The sequence below is a fragment of the Paenibacillus sp. cl141a genome (genome assembly GCF_900109305.1).
GTDB classification, from domain to species: domain Bacteria; phylum Bacillota; class Bacilli; order Paenibacillales; family Paenibacillaceae; genus Paenibacillus_AQ; species Paenibacillus_AQ lautus_A.
The window spans coordinates 129,784-156,089 of the sequence record NZ_FNZO01000006.1; the positions used below are offsets into that span (position 1 = coordinate 129,784).

31 protein-coding genes are annotated in these 26,306 nt (G+C 51.8%); 2 read left to right on the forward strand and 29 right to left on the reverse strand.

Features of this window, described 5'->3' with window-relative positions; all coding sequences use genetic code 11:
* Positions 1-9: 9 nt before the first annotated feature.
* The 5 genes from bshB1 to BMX45_RS18025 are packed head-to-tail and all read right to left on the reverse strand — an operon-like array spanning position 10 to position 2,894.
* Positions 10-717: a bacillithiol biosynthesis deacetylase BshB1 gene (bshB1, locus tag BMX45_RS18005; protein ID WP_090910884.1), complete on the reverse strand. Its 708-nt coding sequence runs from the start codon at positions 715-717 to the stop codon at positions 10-12.
* Positions 717-1,136, reverse strand: coding sequence for a methylglyoxal synthase (gene mgsA, locus BMX45_RS18010; RefSeq protein ID WP_015734554.1), 420 nt, complete (start codon positions 1,134-1,136; stop codon positions 717-719). The genes bshB1 and mgsA overlap by 1 nt, the downstream gene beginning before the upstream one ends.
* 18 nt (positions 1,137-1,154) lie before the next feature.
* On the reverse strand, positions 1,155-1,958 hold the full coding sequence (gene dapB / locus BMX45_RS18015) for a 4-hydroxy-tetrahydrodipicolinate reductase (RefSeq protein ID WP_090910885.1): 804 nt from the start codon (positions 1,956-1,958) through the stop codon (positions 1,155-1,157).
* Between the two features lie 11 nt (positions 1,959-1,969).
* A complete protein-coding gene (locus BMX45_RS18020) occupies positions 1,970-2,515 on the reverse strand; it encodes a tetratricopeptide repeat protein (protein WP_090910886.1) in 546 nt (181 codons plus the stop codon).
* Positions 2,516-2,564: 49 nt separating this feature from the next.
* Complete coding sequence (locus BMX45_RS18025) at positions 2,565-2,894, reverse strand: nucleotide pyrophosphohydrolase (protein ID WP_015734553.1); 330 nt, start codon at positions 2,892-2,894, stop codon at positions 2,565-2,567.
* 223 nt (positions 2,895-3,117) lie between these two features.
* On the opposite strand from BMX45_RS18025, the gene BMX45_RS18030 reads away from it, so the two are divergent.
* The gene (locus BMX45_RS18030) at positions 3,118-3,987 is read left to right on the forward strand and encodes a YitT family protein (RefSeq protein WP_090910887.1); all 870 of its coding nucleotides are present in this window, start codon (positions 3,118-3,120) and stop codon (positions 3,985-3,987) included.
* A gap of 42 nt (positions 3,988-4,029) precedes the next feature.
* Here BMX45_RS18030 and BMX45_RS18035 read toward each other — a convergent pair whose 3' ends face one another.
* The 8 genes from BMX45_RS18035 to BMX45_RS18070 form a co-directional block, all read right to left on the reverse strand.
* Positions 4,030-4,887, reverse strand: coding sequence for a sporulation protein YpjB (locus BMX45_RS18035; RefSeq protein WP_090910888.1), 858 nt, complete (start codon positions 4,885-4,887; stop codon positions 4,030-4,032).
* Positions 4,888-4,953: 66 nt separating this feature from the next.
* On the reverse strand, positions 4,954-5,586 hold the full coding sequence (locus tag BMX45_RS18040) for a DUF1405 domain-containing protein (protein WP_015734550.1): 633 nt from the start codon (positions 5,584-5,586) through the stop codon (positions 4,954-4,956).
* A gap of 131 nt (positions 5,587-5,717) precedes the next feature.
* Positions 5,718-6,605: a menaquinol-cytochrome c reductase cytochrome b/c subunit gene (locus BMX45_RS18045; protein WP_090910889.1), complete on the reverse strand. Its 888-nt coding sequence runs from the start codon at positions 6,603-6,605 to the stop codon at positions 5,718-5,720.
* Positions 6,606-6,626: 21 nt separating this feature from the next.
* Positions 6,627-7,298 (reverse strand): menaquinol-cytochrome c reductase cytochrome b subunit, encoded by a 672-nt coding sequence (gene qcrB, locus BMX45_RS18050; RefSeq protein ID WP_006209500.1) that lies wholly within the window; start codon positions 7,296-7,298, stop codon positions 6,627-6,629.
* Between the two features lie 15 nt (positions 7,299-7,313).
* Positions 7,314-7,859 carry a Rieske (2Fe-2S) protein gene (locus tag BMX45_RS18055; RefSeq protein WP_090910890.1) on the reverse strand — a complete coding sequence of 182 codons (546 nt, stop codon included), beginning with the start codon at positions 7,857-7,859 and terminating at the stop codon, positions 7,314-7,316.
* A 169-nt stretch (positions 7,860-8,028) separates the two neighbouring features.
* The gene (locus BMX45_RS18060; protein WP_090910891.1) at positions 8,029-8,466 is read right to left on the reverse strand and encodes a DUF2487 family protein; all 438 of its coding nucleotides are present in this window, start codon (positions 8,464-8,466) and stop codon (positions 8,029-8,031) included.
* Between the two features lie 104 nt (positions 8,467-8,570).
* Positions 8,571-8,750 (reverse strand): IDEAL domain-containing protein, encoded by a 180-nt coding sequence (locus BMX45_RS18065; protein ID WP_009595190.1) that lies wholly within the window; start codon positions 8,748-8,750, stop codon positions 8,571-8,573.
* Positions 8,751-8,857: 107 nt separating this feature from the next.
* Entirely contained in the window at positions 8,858-10,012 is a 1,155-nt protein-coding gene (locus BMX45_RS18070; protein WP_009595128.1) for a hypothetical protein, read from the reverse strand.
* A 365-nt stretch (positions 10,013-10,377) separates the two neighbouring features.
* Between BMX45_RS18070 and BMX45_RS18075 the strand changes: the two genes are divergently transcribed.
* Positions 10,378-11,136 (forward strand): methyltransferase domain-containing protein, encoded by a 759-nt coding sequence (locus BMX45_RS18075; RefSeq protein ID WP_090910892.1) that lies wholly within the window; start codon positions 10,378-10,380, stop codon positions 11,134-11,136.
* Positions 11,137-11,206: 70 nt separating this feature from the next.
* Here BMX45_RS18075 and BMX45_RS18080 read toward each other — a convergent pair whose 3' ends face one another.
* The 16 genes from BMX45_RS18080 to ndk all read right to left on the reverse strand — a co-directional run bounded on the left by BMX45_RS18080 (position 11,207) and on the right by ndk (position 26,256).
* Positions 11,207-11,794: a histidine phosphatase family protein gene (locus BMX45_RS18080; protein WP_090910893.1), complete on the reverse strand. Its 588-nt coding sequence runs from the start codon at positions 11,792-11,794 to the stop codon at positions 11,207-11,209.
* Between the two features lie 28 nt (positions 11,795-11,822).
* Positions 11,823-12,425: an anti-sigma factor family protein gene (locus BMX45_RS18085; protein ID WP_036665620.1), complete on the reverse strand. Its 603-nt coding sequence runs from the start codon at positions 12,423-12,425 to the stop codon at positions 11,823-11,825.
* A complete protein-coding gene (locus tag BMX45_RS18090) occupies positions 12,422-13,015 on the reverse strand; it encodes an RNA polymerase sigma factor (protein ID WP_015734542.1) in 594 nt (197 codons plus the stop codon). Before BMX45_RS18090 ends, BMX45_RS18085 begins: the two co-directional genes overlap by 4 nt.
* A gap of 407 nt (positions 13,016-13,422) precedes the next feature.
* The gene (locus tag BMX45_RS18095; RefSeq protein WP_175495143.1) at positions 13,423-14,511 is read right to left on the reverse strand and encodes a prephenate dehydrogenase; all 1,089 of its coding nucleotides are present in this window, start codon (positions 14,509-14,511) and stop codon (positions 13,423-13,425) included.
* A 53-nt stretch (positions 14,512-14,564) separates the two neighbouring features.
* Positions 14,565-15,662, reverse strand: coding sequence for a histidinol-phosphate transaminase (gene hisC, locus BMX45_RS18100; RefSeq protein WP_090910895.1), 1,098 nt, complete (start codon positions 15,660-15,662; stop codon positions 14,565-14,567).
* 40 nt (positions 15,663-15,702) lie between these two features.
* Entirely contained in the window at positions 15,703-16,509 is an 807-nt protein-coding gene (gene trpA, locus BMX45_RS18105; RefSeq protein WP_090910896.1) for a tryptophan synthase subunit alpha, read from the reverse strand.
* On the reverse strand, positions 16,506-17,702 hold the full coding sequence (gene trpB / locus BMX45_RS18110; RefSeq protein ID WP_090910897.1) for a tryptophan synthase subunit beta: 1,197 nt from the start codon (positions 17,700-17,702) through the stop codon (positions 16,506-16,508). Before trpB ends, trpA begins: the two co-directional genes overlap by 4 nt.
* Positions 17,699-18,373, reverse strand: coding sequence for a phosphoribosylanthranilate isomerase (locus BMX45_RS18115; protein WP_090910898.1), 675 nt, complete (start codon positions 18,371-18,373; stop codon positions 17,699-17,701). The genes trpB and BMX45_RS18115 overlap by 4 nt, the downstream gene beginning before the upstream one ends.
* A 12-nt stretch (positions 18,374-18,385) precedes the next feature.
* Positions 18,386-19,195, reverse strand: a complete 810-nt coding sequence (gene trpC / locus BMX45_RS18120; protein WP_090910899.1) for an indole-3-glycerol phosphate synthase TrpC — start codon at positions 19,193-19,195, stop codon at positions 18,386-18,388.
* Positions 19,185-20,225 carry an anthranilate phosphoribosyltransferase gene (gene trpD / locus BMX45_RS18125; protein WP_090910900.1) on the reverse strand — a complete coding sequence of 347 codons (1,041 nt, stop codon included), beginning with the start codon at positions 20,223-20,225 and terminating at the stop codon, positions 19,185-19,187. The genes trpC and trpD overlap by 11 nt, the downstream gene beginning before the upstream one ends.
* A 19-nt stretch (positions 20,226-20,244) precedes the next feature.
* Complete coding sequence (gene trpE, locus BMX45_RS18130; protein ID WP_090910901.1) at positions 20,245-21,798, reverse strand: anthranilate synthase component I; 1,554 nt, start codon at positions 21,796-21,798, stop codon at positions 20,245-20,247.
* A gap of 357 nt (positions 21,799-22,155) precedes the next feature.
* Complete coding sequence (aroH, locus tag BMX45_RS18135) at positions 22,156-22,530, reverse strand: chorismate mutase (protein ID WP_009595253.1); 375 nt, start codon at positions 22,528-22,530, stop codon at positions 22,156-22,158.
* A gap of 3 nt (positions 22,531-22,533) precedes the next feature.
* On the reverse strand, positions 22,534-23,628 hold the full coding sequence (gene aroB / locus BMX45_RS18140) for a 3-dehydroquinate synthase (RefSeq protein ID WP_090910902.1): 1,095 nt from the start codon (positions 23,626-23,628) through the stop codon (positions 22,534-22,536).
* Position 23,629: 1 nt separating this feature from the next.
* Positions 23,630-24,799, reverse strand: coding sequence for a chorismate synthase (gene aroC, locus BMX45_RS18145; RefSeq protein ID WP_009595116.1), 1,170 nt, complete (start codon positions 24,797-24,799; stop codon positions 23,630-23,632).
* A 167-nt stretch (positions 24,800-24,966) separates the two neighbouring features.
* On the reverse strand, positions 24,967-25,770 hold the full coding sequence (locus BMX45_RS18150) for a CheR family methyltransferase (RefSeq protein ID WP_090910903.1): 804 nt from the start codon (positions 25,768-25,770) through the stop codon (positions 24,967-24,969).
* 42 nt (positions 25,771-25,812) lie between these two features.
* Entirely contained in the window at positions 25,813-26,256 is a 444-nt protein-coding gene (ndk, locus tag BMX45_RS18155; RefSeq protein WP_009595207.1) for a nucleoside-diphosphate kinase, read from the reverse strand.
* Positions 26,257-26,306 lie beyond the last annotated feature (50 nt).

Below are 26,306 nucleotides of genomic sequence, written 5' to 3' on the forward strand. Positions count from 1 at the left end.
CTCTATATATTATGCCTGCTTGGAGCCGAATAGATGAACAACATACGGACTTTTACAAGCAAAGCCCTCTGCATAAGGAATAAGCCTGCGCGCTCCAAGCAGTGAATCCCTGGCCCGCACACGCTCGATGTACCCCTCGGTCAACGGGGTTGAGACTGCATCTTCTTCAGCCTTCTCGAACTGGGAACGGTAACAAGACAAGGCCTGCTGCTTAACGCCGTAATGCTCCGTAACATCAACGACCAAATCCGTTCTTCCGATATCGTTTATGAAATAAAAATAAAGCTCGTCCACCTTAACCGGCGGCTGCTCGGGCATGTATCGGCGAAGCTTGGCATTGAATACCGCTTCCTCAACCAACCGGCTGCAAGCGACATGGTCCGGATGGCGATCCTCCCAGTAGGGAGCAAATACAATAGAAGGAGAAAACTTGCGAATCTCGGCCGTGACCCGTTCAATATGCTCAGGCGTCACGAACAATCCGCGATCCGGCAGCCCCAGATTCGTTCGAACCCTGAGATCCAAAATATCGGCAGCTTGCTCTGCCTCCTGCTTTCGAAGATCGACGGTGCCGTTCGACGACATTTCCGCCTGCGTGAGATCGCAGATCCCGACCGACAGCCCAGCTGCCGTATGCTTTGCAATCGTTCCCGCCATTCCGATCTCGGCATCGTCCGCATGTGCTCCGAAGATTAATATGTCCAGTTTGGTGTTCATCAGCTATCTACACCCGGTTTATATTTATGAACGAGTTCGCGCCACGCAAAATCGCCGCGATCCAGCGCCTTGACGAGGATCTCAGCCGTCGCCACATTGGTAGCAAGCGGTATTCCCTGCACGTCGCACAAACGGAGGAGTGCATTGATGTCCGGTTCATGAGGCTGTGCCATCAACGGATCCCGAAGAAAAATAATCAGGTCCATCTCATTGTCTGCCACAAGAGCTCCGATCTGCTGATCGCCGCCCAGCGGTCCCGAAGCAAAACGGTGAATGCTGAGTTTGGTTTGCTCCATGATCCGGGTTCCCGTCGTTCCAGTCGAGTATAATTTATGATCTTCGAATACATTTTCATAAGCGATAACGAAATTGACCATTTCCTCTTTTTTGCGGTCATGCGCGATAAATGCAATATTCATAGTAATTTCTCCCCTATGTTAGTCAATAAAGTGATCAAATCCGTAGACCAGTCCGGTGTAGCCCATTACCTTCTCAATAGCCATTTTCACGCCTGGCATATAAGCTGCACGTTCATACGAATCATGTCGGATCTTCAGGCTTTGACCGTAACCGCCGAATATGACCTCCTGCTGGGCAAAGACGCCCGGCAGACGAACGCTGTGAATTCGGAAGCCGTTGTAATATCCGCCCCTTGCACCTTCAATGACTTCCTCTTCCTTCGGATTGCCTTGACGAATCTCCTCGCGGTTCGCCGCAATCATTTCCGCTGTTTTGATCGATGTTCCGGACGGAGCATCCAACTTCTGGTCGCCATGGGTTTCGATAATTTCAACGTGAGGCAAATATTTGGCGGCCTGGGCAGCAAATTTCATCATCAGAATGGCTCCGATGGAAAAGTTCGGCGCGATCAATCCGCCAATGTTCTGTTCCGCACATTGCTTGTCCAGCTCTTCGATTTGCTCCGGCGTAAAGCCGGTCGTGCCCATGATCGGGCGAACGCCGTGCTTGATGGCCAACGCCGTATTGCTGTATGCAAATTGAGGCGCCGTAAAATCAACCATGACGTCCGGTTTGGATTCGACAAGCGCCATCTCCAGATCCGATGTCACCGTAATGCCGCAGGCAGGCAGACCTACCAGCGTTCCTGCATCGGCACCCGCATCCGACAAGCCGACGGCAGCAACCAGTTCCAGTTCCTCGTCGCCCAATACAAGCTTCACTACTTCTTTACCCATACGGCCGCCGGCACCGACGACCGCAACTGTCCATTTGTTTGCCATGTTACATATCCTCACTTTCCATCCGATGCTGTATCCTTCATATATGATTTCAAGCGCTGTTTGAGTTCCTCCATAATATGCTGCAGCCCGCTCTCCTGCGGGTACAACGAAATGACCTCTTTAAGCGTCGTAATGGCGAGCGCATGCTCATCAAGTTCACTGTAAACAAGAGCAAGCCATACATAAGCTTGAGCATACAAAGGGTCCATGGCTACGGCTGATTTGAGATGTCCCACGGCTTGATACAATTCAGCCTTGGTCACATCCTTGCGGTTTTCCACCATTTTTCTTGCTCGCTGCACCAGCTCCGCAGCCTTGATATGCTGTAAATGAAGAGCATATTCCGGTTTGTCCGGCTGCAGCCTGACGGCTTCCTCCGCGTGCGTAATCGCCATCTCCAGCTTATTGCTTCTGCCGTAGGTAATGGAGCACCGATAATGCACTTCGGCATCTCCCGGATTCGCGATGATCGCTTGCTCAAACCAACGCAACGCTTCTTCGAAATCATTTTGAAGAATGCATCGATATGCTTTTTGTATATAACTTTCAGGTTTCACGGGCTGTCCCTCCCCACAGCGGGTTTGGTACAGCATATGTAGCAGTTGCCTAATCGGTGTTTATTTTCGTCCAACGATCGGCATCGCGCGTAGAAAATTTATGCATCACTTTATCATGCGCTTCCGCGAGATCGATGCCGAGGGAATTGGCAAAACAGATCGTAATAAACAATATATCTCCAAGCTCCATTTCGATGGAATTTTCCGCTTCATCCGCTTTTTTCGGCTTCTCGCCGAACTGATGATTAACCTCTCGGGCGAGCTCCCCCACCTCTTCCGACATTCGGGCCATCATGGATAAAGGACTGAAATAACCTTCCTTGAATTGTGATATGTATCGATCGACTTCCTGCTGCATTTCAGCCATTGATTTTCCCAAGACGCTTAACTCCCTTCACTGCACAGTCAGCCTCAGCTTGTAACCTTCAAGCTGGGGCAGTCTTCTCTCATACGAGCGATTGGTTTTAAACCTATGTTATCGTAAAGCGGATTTGAAAACAAATAATTTTTTATTGCTGAAACCATATCGGCGCATACTAGACAGGTGTGAAGCAATCTGCAGACATTCGGAAATATCCACTATTGAAAATGCGAGGGGTCTTATGAAAACGTCCAAGTCGCTCCATCAGCTGCAAACGATCATTCCGATCATCGCCGGTTCAGCCATATACGCATTCGGACTGCTGTATTTCATCATTCCGAATGAACTCATGGAAGGTGGGGTCACTGGCATTACCGTACTGCTAAATTACGCCTTTAACATATCGCCGTCCATTTCAACCATGGCATTGAATATCCCGCTGTTCCTGGTCGGAATGAAAATACTCGGCAAACGCCAGTCTGTCTATACAGGTCTCGGCATCGCATCCTTAACCCTGTTTCTGTGGCTGTTCGAATTACTGATCGACCGCAGATATGTCGTGCCTTTTCACACCGAGCAGGATTATATTCTGGCTGCGCTTTATGCAGGGGTGACATTGGGGGCCGGGCTCGGCATCGTTTTCCGGTTCGGCGGGACGACTGGCGGCTCCGACATCATTGCCAGAATCATCAACCGGAAATTCGGCTTCAGCATGGGCCAGATCATTCTATCCCTCGATATTTTGATTATCGGTCTATCCTTATTCTTTATCCCGCTCGAGCGCATATTGTATACCCTGGTCGCCGTATTCATCGCTTCCAAGGTGATCGATTTCATACAGGAGGGGGCTTATGCCGCCAAAGCCTTCACCATCATCAGTGACCGGGCCCCTGATATCGCAAATCGCATATCCAACGAAATGGATCGCGGGGTCACGCTGATCCCGGCTATCGGCGCTTACTCCATGCAAGCCAAGCATATGGTATACTGCGTCGTATCGAGGCAGGAGATTCGCCGCCTTACGGGAATCGCCAAATCCTTGGACCCCCGGGCGTTTATTATCATTAATGATGTCAACGACGTGCACGGGGAAGGTTTCAAAGAGGAATAGCCCGGTTTGCACCGGGCTATTCGGACCATGATGGATATTCGGCTACTTTCGGGGGAACATCGGTTTTGCGCTATACAGCTGGCCGCGGTATTTGCGGTACCCTGCAAACGTTAATGCCGCCAAAATAAAAGCGGCAATGACCAGCTGCCAAGTCCATGGCTCTTTAACCTCTCCCAGCGGAGCAAGCGCAGGCTCGTCTTTTTTCTTGCCGAATAACATATTCATCATTTCCTCGCCCTGCGGAACCACTTTCTCCACTTGCGCCGTGTCTCCGGATGCCACCAGTCCCCCTGCATAGGAAATCCAGGATTCCATCATGTTGACATCCTCAGGCTTGCGCTGGATGACAACGGAAGGACGGATGAGCTCATAATGCTCGCTCAGGCTGTCGTAGGCTCGTCTCATGCCAGCCTGATCCTGCTGCTGCGCATACTGTCCCATGACTCTTAGGTCTTCGCGTATGACCTTGTAATATTGAAGCCATAACGCATCCCTGGCATGGATCAGGCTATCCGCTGCCATTCGGAGCTTGCCGGCGGACACCATCCAGTGCTGGGGCTCCTGCGTCGCCCGTGCCGTAGCTTCTTTCATCTCCAGAATGCTCTCAGCCAACGCGTGGATCCCCTCGACGCCGGTCAATCCTTGAAATGAGGAAGCCTCAAACAGCCCGGATACCCGGCGAATATCCTCTAACACGGCTTGTACATTGCCTTCCTCCACATGGCGGTATAACTGCTCCACTTCCTTGTTCAGCGCTTTGGCCTGAATGGATGCAGCGGGCGAAGACTCCGACTGTCCGTTTGCCGCCGGGCTAGCCCCTATGGGATTACCCCAGCCTGCTGTAACCAGCAGAAGCAGTGCGGACAGGCACAGAAGGAGCTTCGGAACGATTCGTAACATGGGACATCCCTCCTACCGTATATGTATGGCAGAAGGGATACTCATAGAACCGTGCCGACGAAACGGCTAGCGTTGCTTGGGATTCCCGTATTTCATGAAGATCCAGCCGGCGAAACCGCTGAAGAGCGTCAATAGATAAGTGAACAGCTGGACGGCTGGCAGGTCATCATATAACGGACCGGGCAGCCACGGAAACACGCCATAGGTATAATCGACGGTGTCGTTCAGCAGCGTCCAGGCGATGGCCCCGGTTAGGGCTGTCCAGCGGTAATGAAACAATCGGACGAACAGCAAGGCTTCTACTGCCATCGCCGTGTGCGAAGCGACAAGCATCCAATCCTGCCATGCCAGCACATCTCCTTGGGCTTGTCCGGCAAATATCATAACAACGGCCCATATGCCATACTTCACGGATGTGACGACTGCCAGTGCCTCTATGAATTGCTGAAACAACGCGCCGCCGAGGCTCCGAGGCGGGTAGAGAAGCAGCAAAAGCGCCAAACTGAAGAACAAACTGGCCGTCGGGCTGTCCGGCACGAATACGACCTGCCATATGTAGCCATGTTCCACCGTATCAGCCATTTGAGCGCCGTACCATATGTATCCATAGATCGTTCCAAGTACGTTGCATACGAGCAGCAGCCAGAGAATCGATCGCTTGCTTAGAAATTCCCGGCTCCATAAAAACGAAATTGACAAACTCGGTCCTCCATCCTGTTCCTGTATTCTTAAGCTAATGCCGATTATACCTAAACCAGGGACATATTTCATCTATGTACGCATTTAAAAAAAGAACCTGACCGTATTACGGTCAGGTTCTTTAATGCATGTTACTCTGCAGCCGCTTCTGCTTTTTGGCTTGCGAGCCATTCAGCCAGCTGATCGAGTTGTTCTTCAGTGACACCAGCTCCGAGAGCTATGTCTTTCATAGGCGGCATGCTGCCTTGGCCATTTTCGATGATAGCTACGATCTCTTCTTTGGTATGGGTGTCACCGACGCCGCGCAGCGACGGTCCGGATGCCCCTTTCAAATCTACAGCGTGACAGGAGATACAAGTAGCCGTCTTAAAGGTCTCCATTGCGGGATTATCCTTATCCACAATCGCTACGATGCTGTCTTCCGGCTGTTTGCCGCTGGTTGTTGGCAGACCAGCTGCACGCTTCTCGTGAGCTTCTTCTTCCCGCTGAATATGCTCTGGCTTCTGGCCTGTAGCTTCCAGCTCATGCTGATAATGCGTCCATGCAGCATTGGTCAGATAGATGACAGCAAATAACGACAGAATCATCAGCGCCGAAGTGATAGGTCTCTTGTAGAACCGCCGCTCTTTCCCTGTATCCAGGAACGGAACCAGGAGCAATGCGCCAAAGGCCACGCCGGAAACGCCTATCGTGCCGAGTACCACATAATCACCGGATGCGTACGGAAGCTTCAAATATTCATACAAGAACAGGAAGTACCAGTCCGGCATCGGAATAACCGAAGCCCCCGGATCCGCCGGGTAACCAAGCGGTGCCGGTTCCGAGATGGTCAGCACAAGGAAACCGACCAATACAACTACACCAACCATCCATTCCTTCAACAAGAAGTTAGGAATGAACGCTTCTGATTTGCCGGGATATGCGGTGTAATCCGGCGGCGTAACCCAACCGCTGCCTTTTTTCACACGCGAATCGCCGACATAAACTACTTTTTCATCAGATTTATGACCATGTGCCATAAATATGCGCCTCCCTTCTTCTTATAGTGGACCGGAAATACCTTGTCTTCGGATCATGATAAAGTGTCCTACCAATAAGGCAAGAAGGACAGCCGGAAGGAAGAATACGTGAATAGCGAAGAAACGCGTCAGCGTTTCGGCACCTACGATCGTACCGCCTTGCAGCAATTCTTTAATGATAGGTCCAAGCCAAGGTACGGAGTTCGCAATCTCCAGTGTAACTTTTGTAGCGAAGTAAGCTTTGTTATCCCATGGCAGCAGGTAGCCTGTCAAACCAAGGCCGAGCATAACAAAGAAAATGAGCATACCAACGACCCAGTTCATTTCACGCGGCGCTTTGTAAGAGCCGGTGAAGAACACGCGCATCGTATGCAGGAACATCATAACGATTACCAAGCTTGCGCCCCAGTGGTGCATGCCGCGGACAATCTGTCCGAAGGCAACCTGTGTTTGCAGGTACTCGACACTGTTGTAAGCGTTTATGATATCCGGTACGTAATACATCGTCAGGAACATTCCCGACAGAATCTGGATGACTGTGATAAAAAACGTCAAGCCGCCGAAACAGTACACAAACGCGGAGAAATGATGCGCCGGGTTTACGTGTTCCGGTACCTCGTGATCTGCAACGTCTCTCCAAATCGGCGTGATATCGAGACGTTCATCAATCCAGTTGTAGACATTCTTCAACATCTGAATCTACGCCTCCTATTTAACTACGGTATTTGGCACGATGGCGCCGAGGTAAATCCAGCCGTTCTCGATTTTCGTCTCGTACTGGTCAAGCGGCTTCGGCGCGACGGCCAGGTTCTTACCGTCCGGTGTATAACGCGCACCGTGGCAAGGGCAGTGGTATTCATCCGGGAAATTCTTGTTGTTATTCCATCCAACAAGGCATCCCAAATGCTTACAAATCGGTGAAAGCGCTACAATTTCACCTTGGTCGTTCTTACGAATCCACGCCGTCAAAGTAGCTGTACTGTTGTACCAGCCGTCCTGCTGTTTGAGCTCGAAATGGAATTCCTGTGGATCGTTGGTAATTTTGCTCTCTTCCGCGACTTTTACAAAAGACCCTTCTTCCTTATTTTGAAGAATCGGATCAACGGCAAAGCGGAGCATTGGCAAAACTACTCCAGCAGCCATATAAGCTGTGGCACCGCCCAACGTGTATGTAAGAAATTGTCTGCGGGACATCTCTTTCAGTCGGGGTGGATTGTGCGATTCTTCATGCTCGTCATTGTGGTTGCTGCTCATTCTGTGTTCAACCCCCTTTGTCAACCGTTCTTAAGTGTCATCAATGATTAAAATCACACGACTTACTAGGACATACTAATAATATCTTAGGCACCCAAGACCGTCAAGAATTTGAATCCCAAATTTGGGTTCGCTTCCAATAGCCCTTTCATAAATTGTTGGTTTTTTGTCACAATTCAACACGGCTTTCCTGCTGCCACATTTCGCTGATCTGTCCGGATACGATGGCAGGCATAGGGATCGAGTCGCCGCCTTCCAACCTGCGCCGCGACAGGACAAGCGTGCTTTCGGGCACATCCTCTATAGAGAGCTCGGAATCGGCCGTCATGACCACCACGAACTTAAAGCCGATGGATTTGACATTGTGACAAACTTCATTTAGAAGCTTCATATCTTCAGTATTTCCATATTGTACGGCAGGATATGTAACCAATCTTCCCTTAAACGGAATTTCTGCCATATCCATAAAATCCCGGAGCCGTTCCAGCGCGGCTGTCACCTCCCATGGCGTTTCCGTACCCGAAAGTCCGGTAAACGGAATCAGGCAGGTATCAAAATAAGGTTTCAGCTCCGGCCACGTCTGCTCGTCCACTTCACTAAATTTCATGCAAGATACATTCCTTTCTGCTCACTCATCATGATTTTGTCTTCATTATACGAGTGAAAGGGCAGGTTAGGCAAAAAAAAGAAGAAATGCGATAAAGCATTTCTTCAATTCAAAGTCCTCAGTTCATCCGTCAGGGTTCGGAAAGCCACTTCGTCGCCGGAAGCCAGCGCTTCGTCGATTTCCTTGTACAGCTCTTCGCTCCGATGCTTGCGCAATGCCTCGTCCCACACCATTTCGGCCGCCAGACCTAACATAACCTCGTAAGTAACCTTCATCTTATCCATTAGGATGCACCTCCAAACTAAATTTGCGTATAGCTTATATTCTTTCCCTTTAATTGCTTAACTTCCAACATATTTACGGCTGCTGCGAACTTGTCCAAACAACCATGCTAGAGGATCAAATCATCATTCGAATCGCTGATATGTATGCCGGCTTCCGCTGCCTTCAATCCAAGCGCGGTCATTTTGTACGATGTTCCCATGCTCTGGCTCTCCCCTATTCTGAGCATCCCCAAATGCATCAGCATACGAATAATCCGCTGCTCCAAGATGTTTTGCGGACTATCATAATAGAAAGGACGGATTAGCCAACCCAGCGATTCGTAAAGCGAGGCTGCCGTGACCCAATCTCTTGCGCATTGACTTATCCAGTAAACAAGAGAAGATATATTGGGAATTGCGCCTTTATACAGTCTTAACCAAAAGCGGAATATCTGTATCACGCTAACTTGATTTCCTTCCTCAAGAAACGAGGTTCCGGTTTCACTCAGGATCAAACGGGCATGGTTTTCCCTGATCCATTTTTTGGCGTAGGCATAATCGTACAGCAGCGCAAATCGGTCGGGATATTCAATGCAGGAACGACCGTACCCGAACCGCCACGCTCCTTTGGTTATCAACGGCTCCGATATATGCAGCGTACTCATGAGCTGCTGCTGATTTCGCCTGTACATGAATCCTTCCTGGTTTAACTCGATATCGTGCCCGCCCACATATTTAAGAATCAGCTTGAGATCTTCCGCGGCTAGTCCCTGCTCATCCCGGTACGCCTCCGGATCATGCGGCAATCGCTCCAAATTTTGATGAAGCCGCTCCCGCAGCACATCGCGGAACCGCTCCTTCAAATCCGAGGGCACTTGAAACAAATACTTGGTGGAGTGGGTAAAACCGTTAAACAGCCAGCCGCTTCGGCGATAACGGGCGACCGCCTCCCGCGGACTTTCCGTTTTGGCGGCAGCTGCCTTCTTGTTTGAAGAGGCTTTATCTTCTTTCTCTTCCAAATCCGCCGTATGACGGATGGCGGCCGTCAGTTCTTCCAGGCTGTAGCCTGTTCGAGTGTCAAAGACCAGATTGTTCAGAAAACGCAAATCGCTCGGTGACAAGCTGCTGACCTGCTCCTCGAAAAACTCTCTTCGCCCGAGCTTGGACAGGATGCTCTGGATCAGTTCGTGCTTCGAATTCCGCTTAGCGTCACAATCATAGTGATTCGCTATATTGCTAAGCTGTCCAATATCGGCATATGTGAGCATATCCGCTAGATTCATCTTCCATCGCCTCGCCGTTTTACAACCATTATGGGAAGGTTTCGGACTTTTGATACCTGATGCTCCTCGGTTTGATGAAATATTTTTTGATTATTTATATATAGAAATGACTATGCTCTCTTATTAAATGATAGAATACTTACAAACGGTTACAGGAAGCCGCACTTGATATTATTATAACGAATACATAATGAAGCCCAGCTTTGTTAAGCCGGGCTGATTCCATCCATACAGGAGGATCATCAATGATAAGAACGCCGGAACACGAAATATAACTTGGTGCGAATCGAATCCGCGGACCTCCCTTATGAGCACTTTATATGAAGAAACTTATTCATGATAAATGACTCGGAGGTTATGCAGAGATGATAAAAGATGCTGAATTTTTAAACTTCATTCAAAACTTGGATCACCATTTTTCGGGATGGGATTTTTCGCGAATTACTGCTTCCGGCCGCATGCAGTCCCACGCTCTCCCCTGGTCTCTGGGCAGCATGGTGCTCCCCTTGATGCGAAATGCCGCTACGATGCTGGACATGGGTACGGGAGGAGGAGAATTTTTATCCTCCCTGGAGCCGCTCCCCAAAACCGTTTATGCCACCGAAGGGTACAAACCGAACGTTCCGATTGCGAAGCAAAGACTTGAGCCGCTGGGCGTAAACGTTGTCTACTTTGAAGAGGATTCCTCGCTTCCTTTAAAGGACCGTTATTTTGACCTGATCATCAATCAGCATGAATCCTATTCGGCAGCGGAAGGAAGAAGAATATTGAACGATCGCGGAGTGTTTGTAACCCAGCAATCCGGCGGAACCGATTGTTATGAGATTAACGAATCGCTTGGCGTTCCGCTGAATGAAGAGTTCGCTCATTGGAACTTGGCCATAGCGGCTCAAGAGCTGCAGGAGCACGGTTTCAAGATTACCTTCAGCCGCGAGGACTTTTTACCGCAGCGATTTTACGACATCGGCGCACTGGTTTATTACTTGATGGCGATTCCCTGGCAGATTCCGGACTTTAAGGTGGAGCGCTATATCGAGCCTTTACATCATATTCACCGGATGATCCGGACCAATGGCTACTTCGAGGTCCAGCAGCACCGGTTTATTTTAATCGCCGAAGTGTAACGTCAACCTATCCAACATAAAGAAGGAGCCTTCCCGACGGGAGGCTCCTTTTACTAATACACGCTCATTTTTACGATTGGTTCGTCAACAGATGCTTGGTACAGTTAAACAGCAAGGGAGACCAGTCATCCTCTTTTCTCTCCAGGACGGTGAGCGACAGATTGCCGATCCGTTCGCTCAGGGCGCCACGGCACACCAGCTTGTATAACTGCGCTAAAAAACCGCCATGACTGACAACCAGAATATTGGCTTCCGGATGTTTATGCCACATATCATCGAGAAAGACAAGCCCTCTGGACTGAAGCTCCAGATCCGTTTCCTGACCCAGATCCAGCATGTGCCAGTCGGCACCGAACCGGGTTTCACGCTCTTCCGCCGTCAAGCCTTCCACCTGACCGTACTTGCGCTCACGCAAGCGGTTATCCGGCGGCGCCAAGGAAATGTTCAGCATGGACGAAATGATCTTCGCGGTTTCTTCAGCGCGGGAGAGCCCGCTGCTGATCGCGAAGTCCCATCGGTAAGGCTCCTGCAGAAGTCTTTCCCCAAGCAAACGCGCTTGACGACGGCCTTCCTCATTCAGTGGTATGTCCGTTTGGCCTTGGATTTTGCCTAACGCATTCCAATCCGTTAATCCATGGCGAACCAAGCCGATCTGCATGCCGCCTCTCCTCCATCCTATCCATCATTTATCTTCTGACCCGATTTAGTCTTTTTAGGAAAAACAAAGCGCATCCGATTCCCAAAAGGGAAAGTATCATCCAGTATTCTGGCTGAGTGGGACTCATATCAACCACAAAAGGATCAATAATGCCGCTGTTGGTTTTTGGGATGTTGTAATCGTCCTTGGTGTTCAAGCCTTGGGCCGTATCCGCTACGCCTGTAGGGATAATCCCTGTGGTTACGGCTTCCGGAACCGGATCCGGCTGATTGCCCGTCGCTGCAAAATAAACAAAGCTGCAAACGAACAAGGCCAGAAAACCGGCAATCATCAGCGTCAGCCGCTTCCGGAACACCCGGCTTACCGCCCGGCTCTTGGACGTTTCCTCCACCAGCCAGGGAAAATCGCGATAAATGCGGTCCATCACGTTGCGGTTGATCTGTTCAGCGTCCATGTCGGGAATCTCATGCTCCAGGGCATGAACCATGTTCTGGCTTTCCACCCACATTTCGTATTCCGCCGCACATGAGCTGCAGGTTTGAACATGTGCAATCAGCCGTTGTCGCCGCAGATCGTTGTCCGGTAAATCCCAGACCGTTTCCATCAGCTCTTGGGCTTCATTGCAAGTCATCTGTTCTTCATCCCTCTCAGATCCTCAAAAACCGGCTCATAAAAATAGGGTTCGAGCTGAATTTTGACGCTGCCGCGGGCTCTGAACAACAGTGACTTAACCGAACTGACGCTTTGACCTAAAATATCTGCGATTTCCTGGTAATCCAGTTGATCATACTCCCGAAGAATCAGCGCCGATCTCTGTTTCTCCGGTAAATTGTTAATCGCTTCCCTTACCATATGTACTCGTTCACTGCGCAGGATCGCCTGCTCCGGGGCGACCTCCAGCGGCGCCACTGGCACGACCCCGCTCTCCTCCAGGGGCAATGTGCCGCTGCGATGCTTACGAAGTTCGCTCAGCACGGTGTTGCGCGCAATGGTGTAGAGCCAAGTCGAAAAGGATGCATCCACTTCCCGGAAGGAATGCAGGCTCCGGAAAGCCTTGTAGAACGTTTCCGAGCATAAATCTTCAGCCATTAGCTCCATGTGCGAGCTTTTTAACATATGATAGACAAATGCCAATATTTTCCTCTGATAACGCCTCATTAATTCGGAATAAAGTTCGGTATTGCCTTGCTTAATTTCTTGGATTAGTTGGGAATCCGTCATATGATTTTTCGTTCCTCCTTCACCCGCCGGTGCCCATTCCTTGTCATTTCCACCTTCATAAGGAAAATCAAGGATTTGTGCAAAAGTACCGTCAAACCATATATAGTTACGCCTCATGTTGTCTGACTATTCTATGTATTTGGCAATTTCCCCAAATCTTCTACACTAGCACTCTAGCATTATAGCACATATTGGAGAAAAGTTCAGGTTTGTGGCAGAAGGTTTTCCACGGATAGGAAAATTGGCAAAAAAAATCCGCCTTCATCATTGAAGGCGGTTGCACATAGTGCAATATTTTGGATAGGAGTGGAGAGAAACCATACTGTACTTTTATTATATGTATACGTTTTCATTTTGTCAACACTGAAAACGCATTTATTTCCGGTTGTTTAAAAACAACCGGAACATTACTGATAAACCGAGTGTCCTTGCGATAACAACAGCTCTTTAGCCCGCTCCTGTTCGGTTTCATTGCGGAAGGAAAGCCTCATCACGCCCGGCACATCTTCCCGACTCTCGATAATCTGCATGTTGCTGAGGTTGATGCTGTTCGTCCCGAGCTCCGTCGCAATGCGGCCGATGATGCCCGGATGGTCAGGCACGTCCAAATACAGATCAAATTGGGACACGATCATGCCCTTGCGCCGCTCCGGCAGGACGCTGCGGAATTCCCCTGCCTTGCGGAAAGCCTCTTCGATCGCAGCACCGTCCTTCGACTCCAGCATATCCATGAATCGCCGGATCCCTTCATTCCAGTCTTGCAGCAGCGACAGCATGACCCTGCGATTGTTTAATAGAATGTCCCGCCATACGACCGGGTCGCTGGAAGCGATGCGGGTTATATCCCGAAAGCCCCCTGCGGCCAAGGTGCGGTACAACGGATTATCGTCATTATAGGAGCTGATCTGATTGACCAACGCCACTGCGATCACATGAGGCAGATGGCTGATCGCTCCAACGATCTCATCGTGAAGTCTCGGCTCTACCTTCACAATATGGGCACGCGTGTGAGACAAAAGCTCTACAAGCACGTTCAGCTTCTCCTGAGGGACATCCTCCGGCGGAGTAAGCACGTAATAGGCATTCTCGAACAATACGGTGGAGGCAGCCCCAACACCGGACCGCTCCGAGCCCGCCATCGGATGACCACCGATGAAATACGCATCCTGAAGGGCAAGCCGGGACGCGCATTCGGCAATGCTTGCTTTGGTGCTGCCAACATCCGTAATAATACATCCGGGTTTCAGCCGCATTTCGCTCAAACGTTTCATGTACATCTCAAGACTGCCTACGGGAACGCATAAAAAAATGACGTCTGCGTCTTGGGCAGCTTCTTCTACCGAAAGCGTAACCTTATCAACGACGCCCTTAGCAACGACCTGGTCGGCATATTCTTGGGTGTGGGCATAACCGGTAACGGTTATGCCAGGTTTTCCTTTGAAGTTTAAAGCTAACGAACCGCCGATCAAGCCGACGCCGAATATGGAAATTTGCATTGTCATGTTTTCTCTCACTCGTTTCAAGCTGCGATTATTGTGGTGTCATTCGATCAGGCTGGCGCATTCACTTCGCTCAGCACTTGTTCCAAAGCGCCGATAAAAGCCTTATTCTGTTCTTCGGAGCCTACGGTTACGCGAATATAGTTCGGGTACAGTTCAAATCCAGGCCGTACGATAATGCCTTTGCTAAGCAGCGACTTAAACACTTCGGTGCCTGGCTTCTTCACATCCACCATAATGAAGTTACCGTTCGCAGGAAAATAAGACAGTCCAAGACGATCAAATTCTCCTTGTACGTAATGGATCCCATCGGCATTCATTTGACGGCATTTCGCTACGAACTCCTGATCTTTCAGGGCTGCCTTCGCCGCTACTTGAGCCAGGCGTCCCGTATTAAACGGCTCACGTACCCGATTGATCAAGGAAATGATTTCCTGCTGCCCGATGCCGTAGCCGATCCGGAGCGCGGCCAAGCCGTATATTTTGGAGAAGGTGCGCAGGATGACCAGATTCGGATAACGCTCCATTAACTTGATGCTGTCCGGGTACGAAGCGTCCGTTACATATTCATAATAAGCTTCATCAAGCACAACCATTACGTGGGCCGGGACTTCATCCAGGAAGGAAACCAGCTCGCTTTCGGAAACGATGGTTCCGGTCGGATTATTCGGATTGCACACCCATACGATTTTGGTTTTGTCCGAAACGGCTTTGGCCATGCCCGGCAGATCGTGCTTACCGTCCGCCAGCGGCACCTCGATGCATGTCGCACCTTCGATATCCGCGTTCGTTTTATACACCGAGAAGGTCTGATCCGCCATGATGGTTTCATCCCCCGGTTGCAGGAATGCCCGGATAATGAGGGCAATAATTTCATCGGATCCGCAGCCGAAAATAATCTGATTGCGTTCAATTCCCAGCTGGCCAGCAAGATCAGCCGTTAAATCGGCCGCACTTCCGTCCGGATACAGGCTGAGCGTTCCCAGTTCGGCGGTAATCGCTTCGGTTGCGCGCGGCGAGCAGCCGTACGGATTCTCGTTGGAGGCCAGTTTAATGACAACATCCAGCCCTAATTCCTTTTTGACTTCTTCGATCGGTTTCCCGGGCTGATATACGGGAAGATTAACAATTTGCGCTTTCGGTTTCATACGATATTCGCCTCACCTTTCATAACTGCTATCGACAACACTATCCTTTTAATTGTGCCACAAACTCCCTGATTTGCAAAAGCCCCTGCTGTCTTGTCTCTTCCTTCTCCAGCAGAGGAATGGTCGATTCAATCTGACGCACAATCGCGCTGCCGACAACAACGCCGTCGCAGATTTTTGAGAATCTGGCCACCTGCTCGCTGGATGAAATGCCAAAGCCGATCGCGATCGGCACACTGCTGTACTGCCTTACCGTCTCAAGGAAAGACTCCACCCCCGAGTAAAAATCGGTACGCTCGCCGGTCACGCCAAGCGAGGATACGCAGTACACAAAGCCGGTCGCTTCCGAAGCAATGCTCGCGATCCGCTCATGGGAGGTAGGAGCCACCAGCGGAATCAGATGAACGCCCGCCGCGCGGGCGCGTTTCCGAACCTCCTCGGATTCTTCCACCGGAAGATCGGGAATGATCAAGCCGCTGATGTCATGCCTTACCACTTCCTCGAAGAAAACGTCCAGTCCGGTTTGCAGTACCGGATTGTAATACGTGAACAGGATGAACGGCAGCTTGCTGCCCCGCTCTCTTGCCAGGCGCGCGGTTTCCATGCAAGTGCGAATGGTCACCTTGCTCTTCAGCGCGCGCTCGGAAGCGCGCTGGATGACCGGTCCGTCGGCTAGGGGATCCGAGTAGGGAACGCCGAGTTCAATAATGTCGGCTCCTGCGATTTCAAGCTCATGGATGATATCCAGCGTCGACTTCACATCCGGATCCCCGACGGTGAGATAAGGGATCATGGCGGTCTTGTTTAGTTGCTTCAACGACGCAAAGGTCTGATCGATTCGGTTCATTCGGTTTTCCCTCCCGTGTAAGCCATGATGGACTCCACGTCCTTGTCGCCGCGACCGGATAAATTAATCACGACGATATCGTTCTCGGTCCACGTGGATGCCATCTTTACGGCTTGCGCTACGGCGTGCGCGGATTCCAGGGCAGGAATAATGCCTTCCGTGCGGCATAGCAGCTGCAGGGCATCGAGCGCCTCTTGGTCGGTTATCGGTACGTACTGCACGCGCTCAATGTCTTTTAAGTAGGAATGCTCCGGACCAACGCCGGGATAATCAAGGCCGGCTGAAATGGAATGCGCCTCTTGTACTTGTCCGTACTCGTCCTGCAGCAAATAGCTCATCGAGCCTTGGAATACGCCTTGTGTCCCCTTGGACATCGTAGCCGCATGAAAATCGGTATCCACTCCCTTGCCTGCCGCTTCGACGCCGATCAATCCGACTTCCTTGTCTTCAAGGAACGGATAGAACATGCCGATCGCATTGCTGCCGCCCCCGATCGGCGCAAGAATGACGTCTGGAAGCCTACCTTCCGTCTCCAGTATCTGCCTCCGGGTCTCGTCACCGATAATGCGCTGGAAGTTCCGCACCATCATCGGATACGGATGCGGCCCTACAGCGGAGCCCAGCACATAAAAGGTATCCTCGACGTTGCTGACCCAGTAGCGAAGCGCCTCGTTGCCGGCATCTTTCAGCGTTCGGCTTCCCGACGTGACCGGAATTACTTCGGCACCGAGCATTTTCATGCGGAATACGTTCAACTGCTGCCGTTTGGTATCTTCTTCGCCCATAAATACCTTGCATTCAAGACCCAGCAGAGCGGCTACGGTCGCGGTCGCTACACCATGCTGTCCGGCGCCCGTTTCGGCAATGACCTTGCCTTTGCCCATGCGCTTGGCTAACACGCCTTGTGCAATGGCGTTGTTGATTTTGTGCGCGCCGGTGTGGTTCAAATCCTCGCGCTTCAGGTAAATTTTAGCCTTGCCGAGATGTTGGCTGAGCCGCTCCGCGTAATAAAGCGGCGTTTCCCTTCCGGAATACTGTTTCAGCAAATAGGCGATCTCCTCTTTAAAGGCAGGATCCTCCGAGAAACGATTATATTCTTGCTCAAGCTCTATTAAAGCGTTCATCAGTGTTTCCGGCACGAACCGGCCTCCAAACACCCCGAAACGTCCATTACGGTCAGGAAGCTGTGTCATTTCCCCTTCACCCTTTCTACAAAAGCGGTCACTTTGTTTATATCCTTCACGCCAGGCTCGCTCTCTACGCCGCTGGATACATCCACCCCGTACGGAGCGTACTGGCCGATCAAATGAGCAACATTATCGGAATCCAGCCCGCCGGCTACAAACAAGGGAATCCCTTGCCGTTCAGCCCATTGCTGGTACGCCGGGATCAGATCCCAGGCAAATGTCTTGCCCGACCCTCCGCCGTACACCGGATCATAGGTGTCGATCAGCAGTCCGTCAATGCAGCCCGCATACGAATCCAGTGCCGACAGACGTTCCGCTTCCGGACGGTCACTTCCGATCGATACCGCCTTAAAAACGGAAACCGGGAAGCGCTCCTTCACTTCCCGGCAAAATTGCGGCGATTCCTGACCATGCAGTTGCACGACGTCAAGCGCCGTTTCTTGAAGAAGCTCTGCGAGCTCGCTCAAATCAGGGTTAACCAAGACGCCGACAGCGGCGGGAATCTTGTCATGCTCCCATTCCCGTAATACTTGCACCAACTGCGCAGCCTGCTGCGGCGTTACCCGCCGCCGGCTCTTGGCAAATACGAATCCGATATAATCCACAGGTAAGTTTATCATAGATTTTAGCACTTCAACGCTTTGAAGTCCACATATTTTTAGAGCCGTACTCATCATCGAATGTCCCCTTTATTCCATGTCTGCAGCTATCGGCAGCGGTCCCATCAGATCGTTCACAGCGCGGAACACGTCCTGCTGGCGCATGAAATGTTCCCCGACCAGAACCCCGTGTGCTCCCACATAATGCAAGTAGGAAATGTCGGCCGGGCTCGATATTCCGCTTTCGCTGATCAGCGTCACTTCCTGCGGAACCTGCGCCGCGATATCTGCCGTTGTCTGCAATGAGGTTTCAAAGGTCCGAAGATTACGGTTGTTAATCCCGATCAGACGGGCCGTTCCCAGTCCAAGTACCGATTCCAGCTCTTGCCCATCGTGAACCTCAATCAGGCAATCCAATCCGATCGAGCCTGCAACGTCAATGAACTCCGCGATACGCTGCGGCGCAAGGATGCTCGCAATCAAGAGAACGGCGTCCGCACCCAGCAGGCGCGCTTCGTAAATCTGAGTCTCGTCGATAATGAAATCTTTGCGCAGCAGCGGGATGTTGACGGCCGCCCTTACCGCTTGCAGATATTCCCCACTTCCCTGAAAGTAATCCTTATCCGTCAGCACGGACAAACAATCGGCATCGGCTGCTTCGTAAGCCTTGGCGATCATAACCGGGTCAAAGTCGGGGCGAATCAACCCTTTGGAGGGCGAAGCCTTTTTGACCTCGGCGATTAACCCCATGCTGCGTTTGCGTCCCATGGACAACGCCTTCTCAAATCCGAGAGTTGGAGGCAAATCCGCTATTTGTCTCTCTGCTTCCGAGATGCTGAACGTTTCTCGCAGCTCTGCAACCTCATTGCGTTTCGTTTCTACGATTTGATCAAGATACATAACTCATTTCCCCCGTTCTTGAGATCAGCTGCTCCAACTTGGCCTGCGCCAGCCCGGAATCAATCGCTCCCGCTGCACGCTGCACGCCTTCGGCCAAACTATCCGCAAGTCCCGACACATAGATGCAGGCACCGGCATTGGCAAGCACGATGTCCCGATAAGCACTGCGTTCTCCGCGCAGTACCGAGCCGATGATGGCCGCATTCTCTTGAGCATCGCCGCCCAGGATATCGTTCATCGGATGAACCGACAGACCCAAATCATGGGGGTGGATATCATAAGTGCGGACTTCTCCGCCCCGGAGCTCCGATACCCGGGTAGGCGCCGAGACGCTGATTTCATCCAGCCCATCGTGGCTGGTCACTACCATGGCCCGCTTCAAACCGAGCTCTTTGAGGACCTGCGCAATGGTTTCCGTTTTGTTCATATCGTATATCCCGAGCATCTGCCGGTCCGCGCCCGCCGGGTTCGTCAGTGGCCCCAGCATGTTAAATACGGTCCGGACCCCGAGCTCTTTGCGAGGGGCAGCCGCATATTTCATCGACGGATGATAAATTTGGGCGAACAGGAAACAGATTCCGATATCGTTCAGGCAGGCTGTGGCTTGTTCTGCGGTCAAGTGGATATTGACGCCAAGCGCTTCCAGCACATCGGCGCTGCCCGCCCGGCCCGATGCCGAACGGTTGCCGTGTTTGGCCACTCTGACCGAAACCGAGGAGGAGATAATGGCGGATACGGTAGAAATGTTAAACTTGTGAATGCCGGATCCTCCGGTGCCGCACGTATCAAGCAACTGGTTCCGCTCGGTAACGACACGTCCGCCGGCGCCTCTCATCGCTTCGGCAAAACCGGTTATCTCTTCGACGGTCTCTCCCTTCATTCTTAAGGCCGTCAACAGCGCGCCGATTTGAGTATGGGTCGCATGGCCTTCCATTATGGTCTGCATAACCCCGCGGGCCTCTTCCCGACTCAGATCCTGACCGCCGATCAGCTTTGAAAGGCTGGATTGCATCGTCTCCATCACGTTCATTACGATCTCCTCCTTCATGTTAAGGTGTATATTGATACAAATAATCCTGATTGATTAAGTCGTTGGCCCCCGCGCTGGAGGGAAACATCGCTTCCGCGACACGGATCGCCTTCAGCATCCCTTTGGCTTTATTAACGGTTTCCTCATACTCCTTCTCGGGAACCGAGTCCCATACGATACCGGCCCCTGCCTGAACATAAGCTTTGCCCTGGCGAAAAATGATCGTGCGGATTGTAATGCAGGAATCCATATTGCCCCCAAAGCCCAGATAACCGATGGCCCCGGCATATGCGCCTCTCGCTTCCCGCTCCAATTCGGCAATGATCTCCATTGCCCGCAGTTTCGGAGCTCCGGACACCGTTCCCGCTGGCAAACAGGACAGAAAAGCATCAAAGAAATCCTTGTTCTCGCTCAGCTGGCCGGATACGCTGGATACCATATGCATCACGTGGGAGTATTTTTCAATCTCCATGAACGTATCGCATTTCACCGTGCCGAACTCCGATACGCGGCCCAGATCGTTGCGGCCGAGATCCACCAGCATCAAATGCTCCGCGCGTTCCTTCTCGTCCTGCAGCAGATCTTCCGCCAGCGCCTGGTCTTCAGCTTCGTCGCTGCCCCTTGGCCTTGTGCCGGCGATCGGTCTTGTTTCCAGCCTTCGTCCATCCACCTTAACCAAGGCTTCAGGAGATGTCCCCACGATAATGTCGTCGTCCATTTTGAGATAATACATGTACGGCGAAGGATTCAGCGTTCTCAGCACCCGGTAGACGTGAAGCGGCGATACCTCGGTTTCGATATGGAAGCGCTGGGACAACACCACTTGAAAAATGTCGCCTGCACGAATATATTCCTTCGCTTGCTCTACATTGGAGAGATACTTCTCTTTGGTCATGTTGGATTTAATGTCGCCCATGTCGACATCGGCCGGAATGCCTCTGGAGTTCACGTTCTCCCTCGGCCCCTGTTCCTGCAGCTGTTCGGCCGCCGCTTCCAGGGTACGGCATACATCCATATAGCTCTGACGGATGGTATCGTCCGAATCTCCAGGTTTCACGTGCACGTTGCCGACCAGCATGATCTGCTGCTTCACGTGGTCGAAGACAATGACTTGATCGCAAAACATGAACCGGATATCATCCATCCCGAGATCATCCATCGCGTGTGCAGGCAGCTTCTCGTAATACTGAAGCAGATCATATCCGAAAAATCCGATCGCCCCTCCGGTAAAAGGAGGCATCTCCTTCAGCTGCGGGCTGCGGTATGTGCGCAGCAGCGCTTTCAGCTCCTCGACGGGCTTGCCCTCCAGCAAGGAACGCTCCCCGTTCTTTTCAATCTCAATCTTGCCTTTTTTACCCGTTATCATTAAGAAGGGGTCTGTTCCGATGAACGAATACCGTGCCCACTGTACGCCGCCCTCAACGCTCTCTAGTAAAAATGCCCGTTTCCGCTCCGCATACCGCTGAAAGATGCGAATTGGGGTTTCCATATCGGCTAACAGTCTGATCGCTACCGGAATCAGGTTGTATTCACCTGCCATTGCCACCACTTGCTCCATTGATGGATTCGCCATGTCAATCCCTCCTTAATGAATGTATACAACAAAAAAACCTCTACCGAAGTAGAGGTTAACGTTCAGAATAAGTCTATGAAAAAAGAGCGCGGTCAAAGGACATTCAACCCGTTCATCGACAACCTACAGCGCTGACGTTCCATGGAACGGATACAAGAAATAGACCTGTAACCGATCGTACGAACATGCCGTAAGATTCATCATGAAAACAAGTGTACCCTAAAACCCGATGATGTTACTCCCTAAAATGCCTCAGCTCTTCTCAACTCAACTCATCTGTAAAACCTAACTCTACTCAGCTATTCTGATATCACTATACAGGATAATGCCGTGTTACCGCAACCCTAAATTTCAACATCAAGCGTTTGAGCCCGATAAATCCGGACGCAGCCGCTTGGCTTCGTTCAAATACACATGCTTGATCTCGCTCTGGCTTTTGTCCGTATTGACCTGCACCATAAACCGGATGCAGCGTGGCAAACTGCCCTGAACGGGGATTTCAACCGAACACATCAAAGGGACGAGATCCCAGCCCTCCAGCTGGCGTATCGCCTTGGCCGGGAACGTTGCATCCAAATCCTGCGTCATCGTAATCCATATGTTGCTGATATATTCAGGCTGTAGCTCGTTGCGTCTCACCATCTCTTCCAGCAGACGCAGCGTCTCCTGTACGATCTCCTGCTCATCGTTGCGGGTGACGGTTGTCGCCCCCCGGATTCCCCGATTCATCATGAACTATCCCTCTCCCTTCAACTGTTCGACCACGGATCGAACAGCTTCTACCGGTACATCCTTAACGATGCTGACGGAACCGATGGATTCCGGTACGATAAATACCATTTGCCCCTCGGCGAACTTCTTATCATGCTGCATGGCATCCATGATGCGATCGACCGAGACGTCATCCGGCAAGACTACCGGCAGATTCACCGCCTTCAGCATGCTCACCGTCTCTTCGTGCAGATCCGCAGGTCTGCCAAGCTTCTCAGCAAGTAGAGCCGATCCCGCCATGCCGATTGCAATCGCCTCGCCGTGCAGGAATCGGCCGTAACCGCCAACGGCTTCGATGGCATGGCCAATGGTATGCCCCAGATTAAGTATGGCGCGCAAGCCGCCTTCCCGCTCATCCTGGGATACCACGTCCGCCTTGATCGCGCAGCCGCGCTCCAGGCCGTAGATCAAAGCTTCCGGCTCCAGGCTCAGCAGCTTGGAGCCGTTCTCCCGGCACCAATAGGCAAAATCCCGGTCCAGGATCAAGCCATGCTTCACCATTTCCGCAAGGCCTGAAGACACCTCGCGCGCCGGGAGCGACATCAGCGTATTCACGTCATAAACCACCATGACGGGCTGATGAAATGCACCGATCATATTTTTGGCCAGAGGATGGTTCACCGCCACTTTGCCGCCTACGCTGCTGTCATGGGCAAGGATCGTGGTCGGGATCTGAACAAACGTCACGCCGCGCATGTATGTCGCCGCGACGAATCCGGCCAAATCGCCCACAACGCCTCCGCCCAGCGCGAAGACAGCCGAGCTGCGGTCCAGCTTGCCGTTGATGGCCGTGGTCATAACCTCTTCATAGACCTGTAGCGATTTGGAGGACTCGCCGGAAGGGACGATATGGGATATGACCGTGTACCCTTCCGATTTCAGCTGCTCCTCCACTTGCGCCAAATAGTGAGGCGCCACTTGATCATCCGTTACGATCAGATGCGGGCTCTTGCGGGTTATGCCATGCTTCGCGCTCAGCTCGCCGAGGGTATTCAGAATCCCCGCACCGATATAAATCGGATAGGAACGCTCTCCCAGTTCCACACGTAATGTCCGCATATCAGTAGTTCTCCAGCTGTTTCAGGTAGTTTTGGTAATTCGCATGGATTTCCTCCATCGAATCGCCGCCGAACTTCTCAAGGAACGCCTTGGCTACCTCCCAGGTCACAACGTGCTCCATCACGACGCTGGCTGCCGGAACCGCACAGGCATCCGAGCGTTCAACCTGAGCCGTGAAGGCTTCCTTCGTGTCGATATCCACGCTTTGAAGCGGCTTGTACAGCGTCGGAATCGGCTTCATGACGCCGCGCACGACGATCGGCATGCCGTTTGTCATCCCGCCCTCGAATCCGCCCAGGCGGTTGGTCGCACGGTGGTATCCGCGCTCCTCGCTGTACATAATCTCGTCATGCACCTGGGAGCCGCGCAGCTCGCCTGCTTCGAATCCGATGCCTACCTCAACGCCCTTAAAGGCGTTAATCGACATCACGCCCTGCGCGATGCGTCCATCCAGCTTGCGGTCATATTGGACATGGCTGCCCAATCCGACCGGCAATCCTTCGATGATGCATTCCACGATGCCGCCGATGGAGTCGCCTTCTTTTTTGATCTCGTCTATGTAGGCTTCCATCTTCTTCTCGGTCTCTTCGTCGACCACGCGAACCGAAGAAGCTTCCGTACGCTCGATCAGCTCATCGATCGAAAGATGGTGCGGGGGAGCCTCGATTTCGCCGATCCGGATGACCTGGCCAGCCACTTTGACGCCAAACTGAGCCAGGAATTGTCTGGCGATAGCGCCAACGGCAACGCGGACCGTGGTTTCACGGGCACTGGAGCGTTCCAGCACGTTACGCAGATCCTTCAGGTTGTACTTCAATCCGCCGTTCAGGTCGGCATGACCCGGTCTTGGACGATGTACCCGTCTCTTCGCCTCGTCGTTGCCCTCAATCGGCTCCACGTTCATAATGTTCTGCCAATGCTTCCAGTCGTTATTCTGGACGACCAGCGCGAGCGGCGCACCGGTTGTATAGCCGTGACGCACACCGCCAAGGATTTGCGCCGTATCCTTCTCGATCTGCATGCGGCGTCCCCGGCCGTACCCCTTCTGTCTACGATGGAGCTGAAAGTTCAGTGCGTCGAAATCAAGCTCCAAGTTGCTTGGAAGCCCTTCGATTATAGTTGTCAGCTGAGGCCCGTGCGTCTCCCCAGCGGTTAAAAACCGTAAGCTCATGATGCTTTTCCCCCTTTAGGCTTTTAAGCGTTAAACCGCTAAACTCCGCGAACATCTTCTGCTCATTATAGTATAGGTCTAACGCTTTGACAAGAATGTCGACAAACGAGCAAAAGCGCCTCTCATCCTGCGGATTGAAAAGCGCTTTATGCGTTAAGCTGCCGTCTCTATTGAACTTTACGGTAGAAAAAGGTCTCGTTGCTTTCCAGGCCGTACTGCCCCGGATTGAAGATCTGTTCGGTGCTGCCCACAAACAGAAACCCGCCCGGCTTCAGGCTCGCGGCAAATTTCTGATACAGCTTGTGCTTGGCCCCTTCCGTGAAATAAATCATCACGTTCCGGCAGACAATCAGATCATGCCCGGCTTCGAACCGGTCCGTGAGCAGATTCTGCTTGTGGAAGGAAACCTCCTTCTTCAAGTTCTCGCTGAATCGATACAGCGAGCCCTCTTCCTTAAAATAGCGGGCGGCTACTCCGGAAGGGACGTCCTTGAGTGACCTCTCGACATACAGGCCTTCCTTTGCTTTATGTAACGCACCGTCATCGATATCGGTCGCCATGATTCGCGCCCGGCCCAGCATGTTTTGTTCCGCCAGGATCATGGCAAGCGTATAGGGCTCTTCGCCGGTCGAGCAGGCAGCGCTCCAAACCTTCAACACCCCGGGATTCTGCTTGGCCAGCTCCGGCAATATTTTGTCCCGGAGCACTTCCCACCGGTTCGGGTTGCGCCAAAACTCCGAGACGTTAATTGTCATCCGGTCCAAAAACTCATGAAAGAGCGGCTTGTCCTTCATCATCGCATCGTAAAAGGCCGAAAAGGTTTCAAACCCCTTCTTCATGCGCAGCGTCGTCAGTCTTCGCTTCATCTGCGCTTCCTTGTAATCGGCCAGATTGATCCCCGTGCTTCGCTCGATGCTGCGAACAAAGCCGATATAATCGGGATCCTCTAGTACTGGTTCATGTTCCGTCATCGTATCATCCTGTTAATCAGATTATTCCGCTTTCCGCTTCGCTTACAGCCAAGGGGACAGCGTCTTGTTGTACTCAACCAATTCCCGATCATCAAAAAAATTGGCGATTTCGCGCTGCGCGCTTTCAGGCGAATCCGATCCGTGAATCAGATTATGCGGCGTATGAGCTGAAAAATCCCCGCGTATCGTACCTGGCAGCGCATCCTTCACGTTCGTTTTGCCGATGACTTGGCGAGACAAAGCGATGATGTCGTCACCTTCCCAAACCATCGCGAACACCGGTCCGGACGTGATGAACCCTACCAGGTTATCGAAAAAATCCTTGCCTTCATGTTCCGCATAATGGCGCTTGGCCAGCTCGTCCGAAATCTGCATAAACTTGCCCGCAACCAGCTTGAATCCTTTATCCTCCAAACGGCCGACGATTCGGCCGATCAGCCCACGCTGCACACCATCGGGTTTAATCATTAAAAAAGTACGTTCCATAGGCCTCATCACGCTTCCCCTCATCCTAGGTAATTGAACAATTCAACCAT

What these genes read in the sequence shown, in the direction of transcription:
- bshB1 (WP_090910884.1), bottom strand. Translation starts at nt 717, where the DNA reads ATGAACACCAAACTGGACATATTAATCTTCGGAGCACATGCGGACGAT.
- mgsA (WP_015734554.1), bottom strand. Translation starts at nt 1,136, where the DNA reads ATGAATATTGCATTTATCGCGCATGACCGCAAAAAAGAGGAAATGGTC.
- dapB (WP_090910885.1), bottom strand. Translation starts at nt 1,958, where the DNA reads ATGGCAAACAAATGGACAGTTGCGGTCGTCGGTGCCGGCGGCCGTATG.
- BMX45_RS18030 (WP_090910887.1), top strand. Translation starts at nt 3,118, where the DNA reads ATGAAAACGTCCAAGTCGCTCCATCAGCTGCAAACGATCATTCCGATC.
- BMX45_RS18035 (WP_090910888.1), bottom strand. Translation starts at nt 4,887, where the DNA reads ATGTTACGAATCGTTCCGAAGCTCCTTCTGTGCCTGTCCGCACTGCTT.
- BMX45_RS18045 (WP_090910889.1), bottom strand. Translation starts at nt 6,605, where the DNA reads ATGGCACATGGTCATAAATCTGATGAAAAAGTAGTTTATGTCGGCGAT.
- qcrB (WP_006209500.1), bottom strand. Translation starts at nt 7,298, where the DNA reads ATGTTGAAGAATGTCTACAACTGGATTGATGAACGTCTCGATATCACG.
- BMX45_RS18055 (WP_090910890.1), bottom strand. Translation starts at nt 7,859, where the DNA reads ATGAGCAGCAACCACAATGACGAGCATGAAGAATCGCACAATCCACCC.
- BMX45_RS18060 (WP_090910891.1), bottom strand. Translation starts at nt 8,466, where the DNA reads ATGAAATTTAGTGAAGTGGACGAGCAGACGTGGCCGGAGCTGAAACCT.
- BMX45_RS18065 (WP_009595190.1), bottom strand. Translation starts at nt 8,750, where the DNA reads ATGGATAAGATGAAGGTTACTTACGAGGTTATGTTAGGTCTGGCGGCC.
- BMX45_RS18070 (WP_009595128.1), bottom strand. Translation starts at nt 10,012, where the DNA reads ATGAATCTAGCGGATATGCTCACATATGCCGATATTGGACAGCTTAGC.
- BMX45_RS18075 (WP_090910892.1), top strand. Translation starts at nt 10,378, where the DNA reads ATGATAAAAGATGCTGAATTTTTAAACTTCATTCAAAACTTGGATCAC.
- BMX45_RS18080 (WP_090910893.1), bottom strand. Translation starts at nt 11,794, where the DNA reads ATGCAGATCGGCTTGGTTCGCCATGGATTAACGGATTGGAATGCGTTA.
- BMX45_RS18085 (WP_036665620.1), bottom strand. Translation starts at nt 12,425, where the DNA reads ATGACTTGCAATGAAGCCCAAGAGCTGATGGAAACGGTCTGGGATTTA.
- BMX45_RS18090 (WP_015734542.1), bottom strand. Translation starts at nt 13,015, where the DNA reads ATGACGGATTCCCAACTAATCCAAGAAATTAAGCAAGGCAATACCGAA.
- BMX45_RS18095 (WP_175495143.1), bottom strand. Translation starts at nt 14,511, where the DNA reads ATGCAAATTTCCATATTCGGCGTCGGCTTGATCGGCGGTTCGTTAGCT.
- hisC (WP_090910895.1), bottom strand. Translation starts at nt 15,662, where the DNA reads ATGAAACCGAAAGCGCAAATTGTTAATCTTCCCGTATATCAGCCCGGG.
- trpA (WP_090910896.1), bottom strand. Translation starts at nt 16,509, where the DNA reads ATGAACCGAATCGATCAGACCTTTGCGTCGTTGAAGCAACTAAACAAG.
- trpB (WP_090910897.1), bottom strand. Translation starts at nt 17,702, where the DNA reads ATGACACAGCTTCCTGACCGTAATGGACGTTTCGGGGTGTTTGGAGGC.
- BMX45_RS18115 (WP_090910898.1), bottom strand. Translation starts at nt 18,373, where the DNA reads ATGATGAGTACGGCTCTAAAAATATGTGGACTTCAAAGCGTTGAAGTG.
- trpC (WP_090910899.1), bottom strand. Translation starts at nt 19,195, where the DNA reads ATGTATCTTGATCAAATCGTAGAAACGAAACGCAATGAGGTTGCAGAG.
- trpD (WP_090910900.1), bottom strand. Translation starts at nt 20,225, where the DNA reads ATGAACGTGATGGAGACGATGCAATCCAGCCTTTCAAAGCTGATCGGC.
- trpE (WP_090910901.1), bottom strand. Translation starts at nt 21,798, where the DNA reads ATGGCGAATCCATCAATGGAGCAAGTGGTGGCAATGGCAGGTGAATAC.
- aroH (WP_009595253.1), bottom strand. Translation starts at nt 22,530, where the DNA reads ATGATGAATCGGGGAATCCGGGGGGCGACAACCGTCACCCGCAACGAT.
- aroB (WP_090910902.1), bottom strand. Translation starts at nt 23,628, where the DNA reads ATGCGGACATTACGTGTGGAACTGGGAGAGCGTTCCTATCCGATTTAT.
- aroC (WP_009595116.1), bottom strand. Translation starts at nt 24,799, where the DNA reads ATGAGCTTACGGTTTTTAACCGCTGGGGAGACGCACGGGCCTCAGCTG.
- BMX45_RS18150 (WP_090910903.1), bottom strand. Translation starts at nt 25,770, where the DNA reads ATGACGGAACATGAACCAGTACTAGAGGATCCCGATTATATCGGCTTT.
- ndk (WP_009595207.1), bottom strand. Translation starts at nt 26,256, where the DNA reads ATGGAACGTACTTTTTTAATGATTAAACCCGATGGTGTGCAGCGTGGG.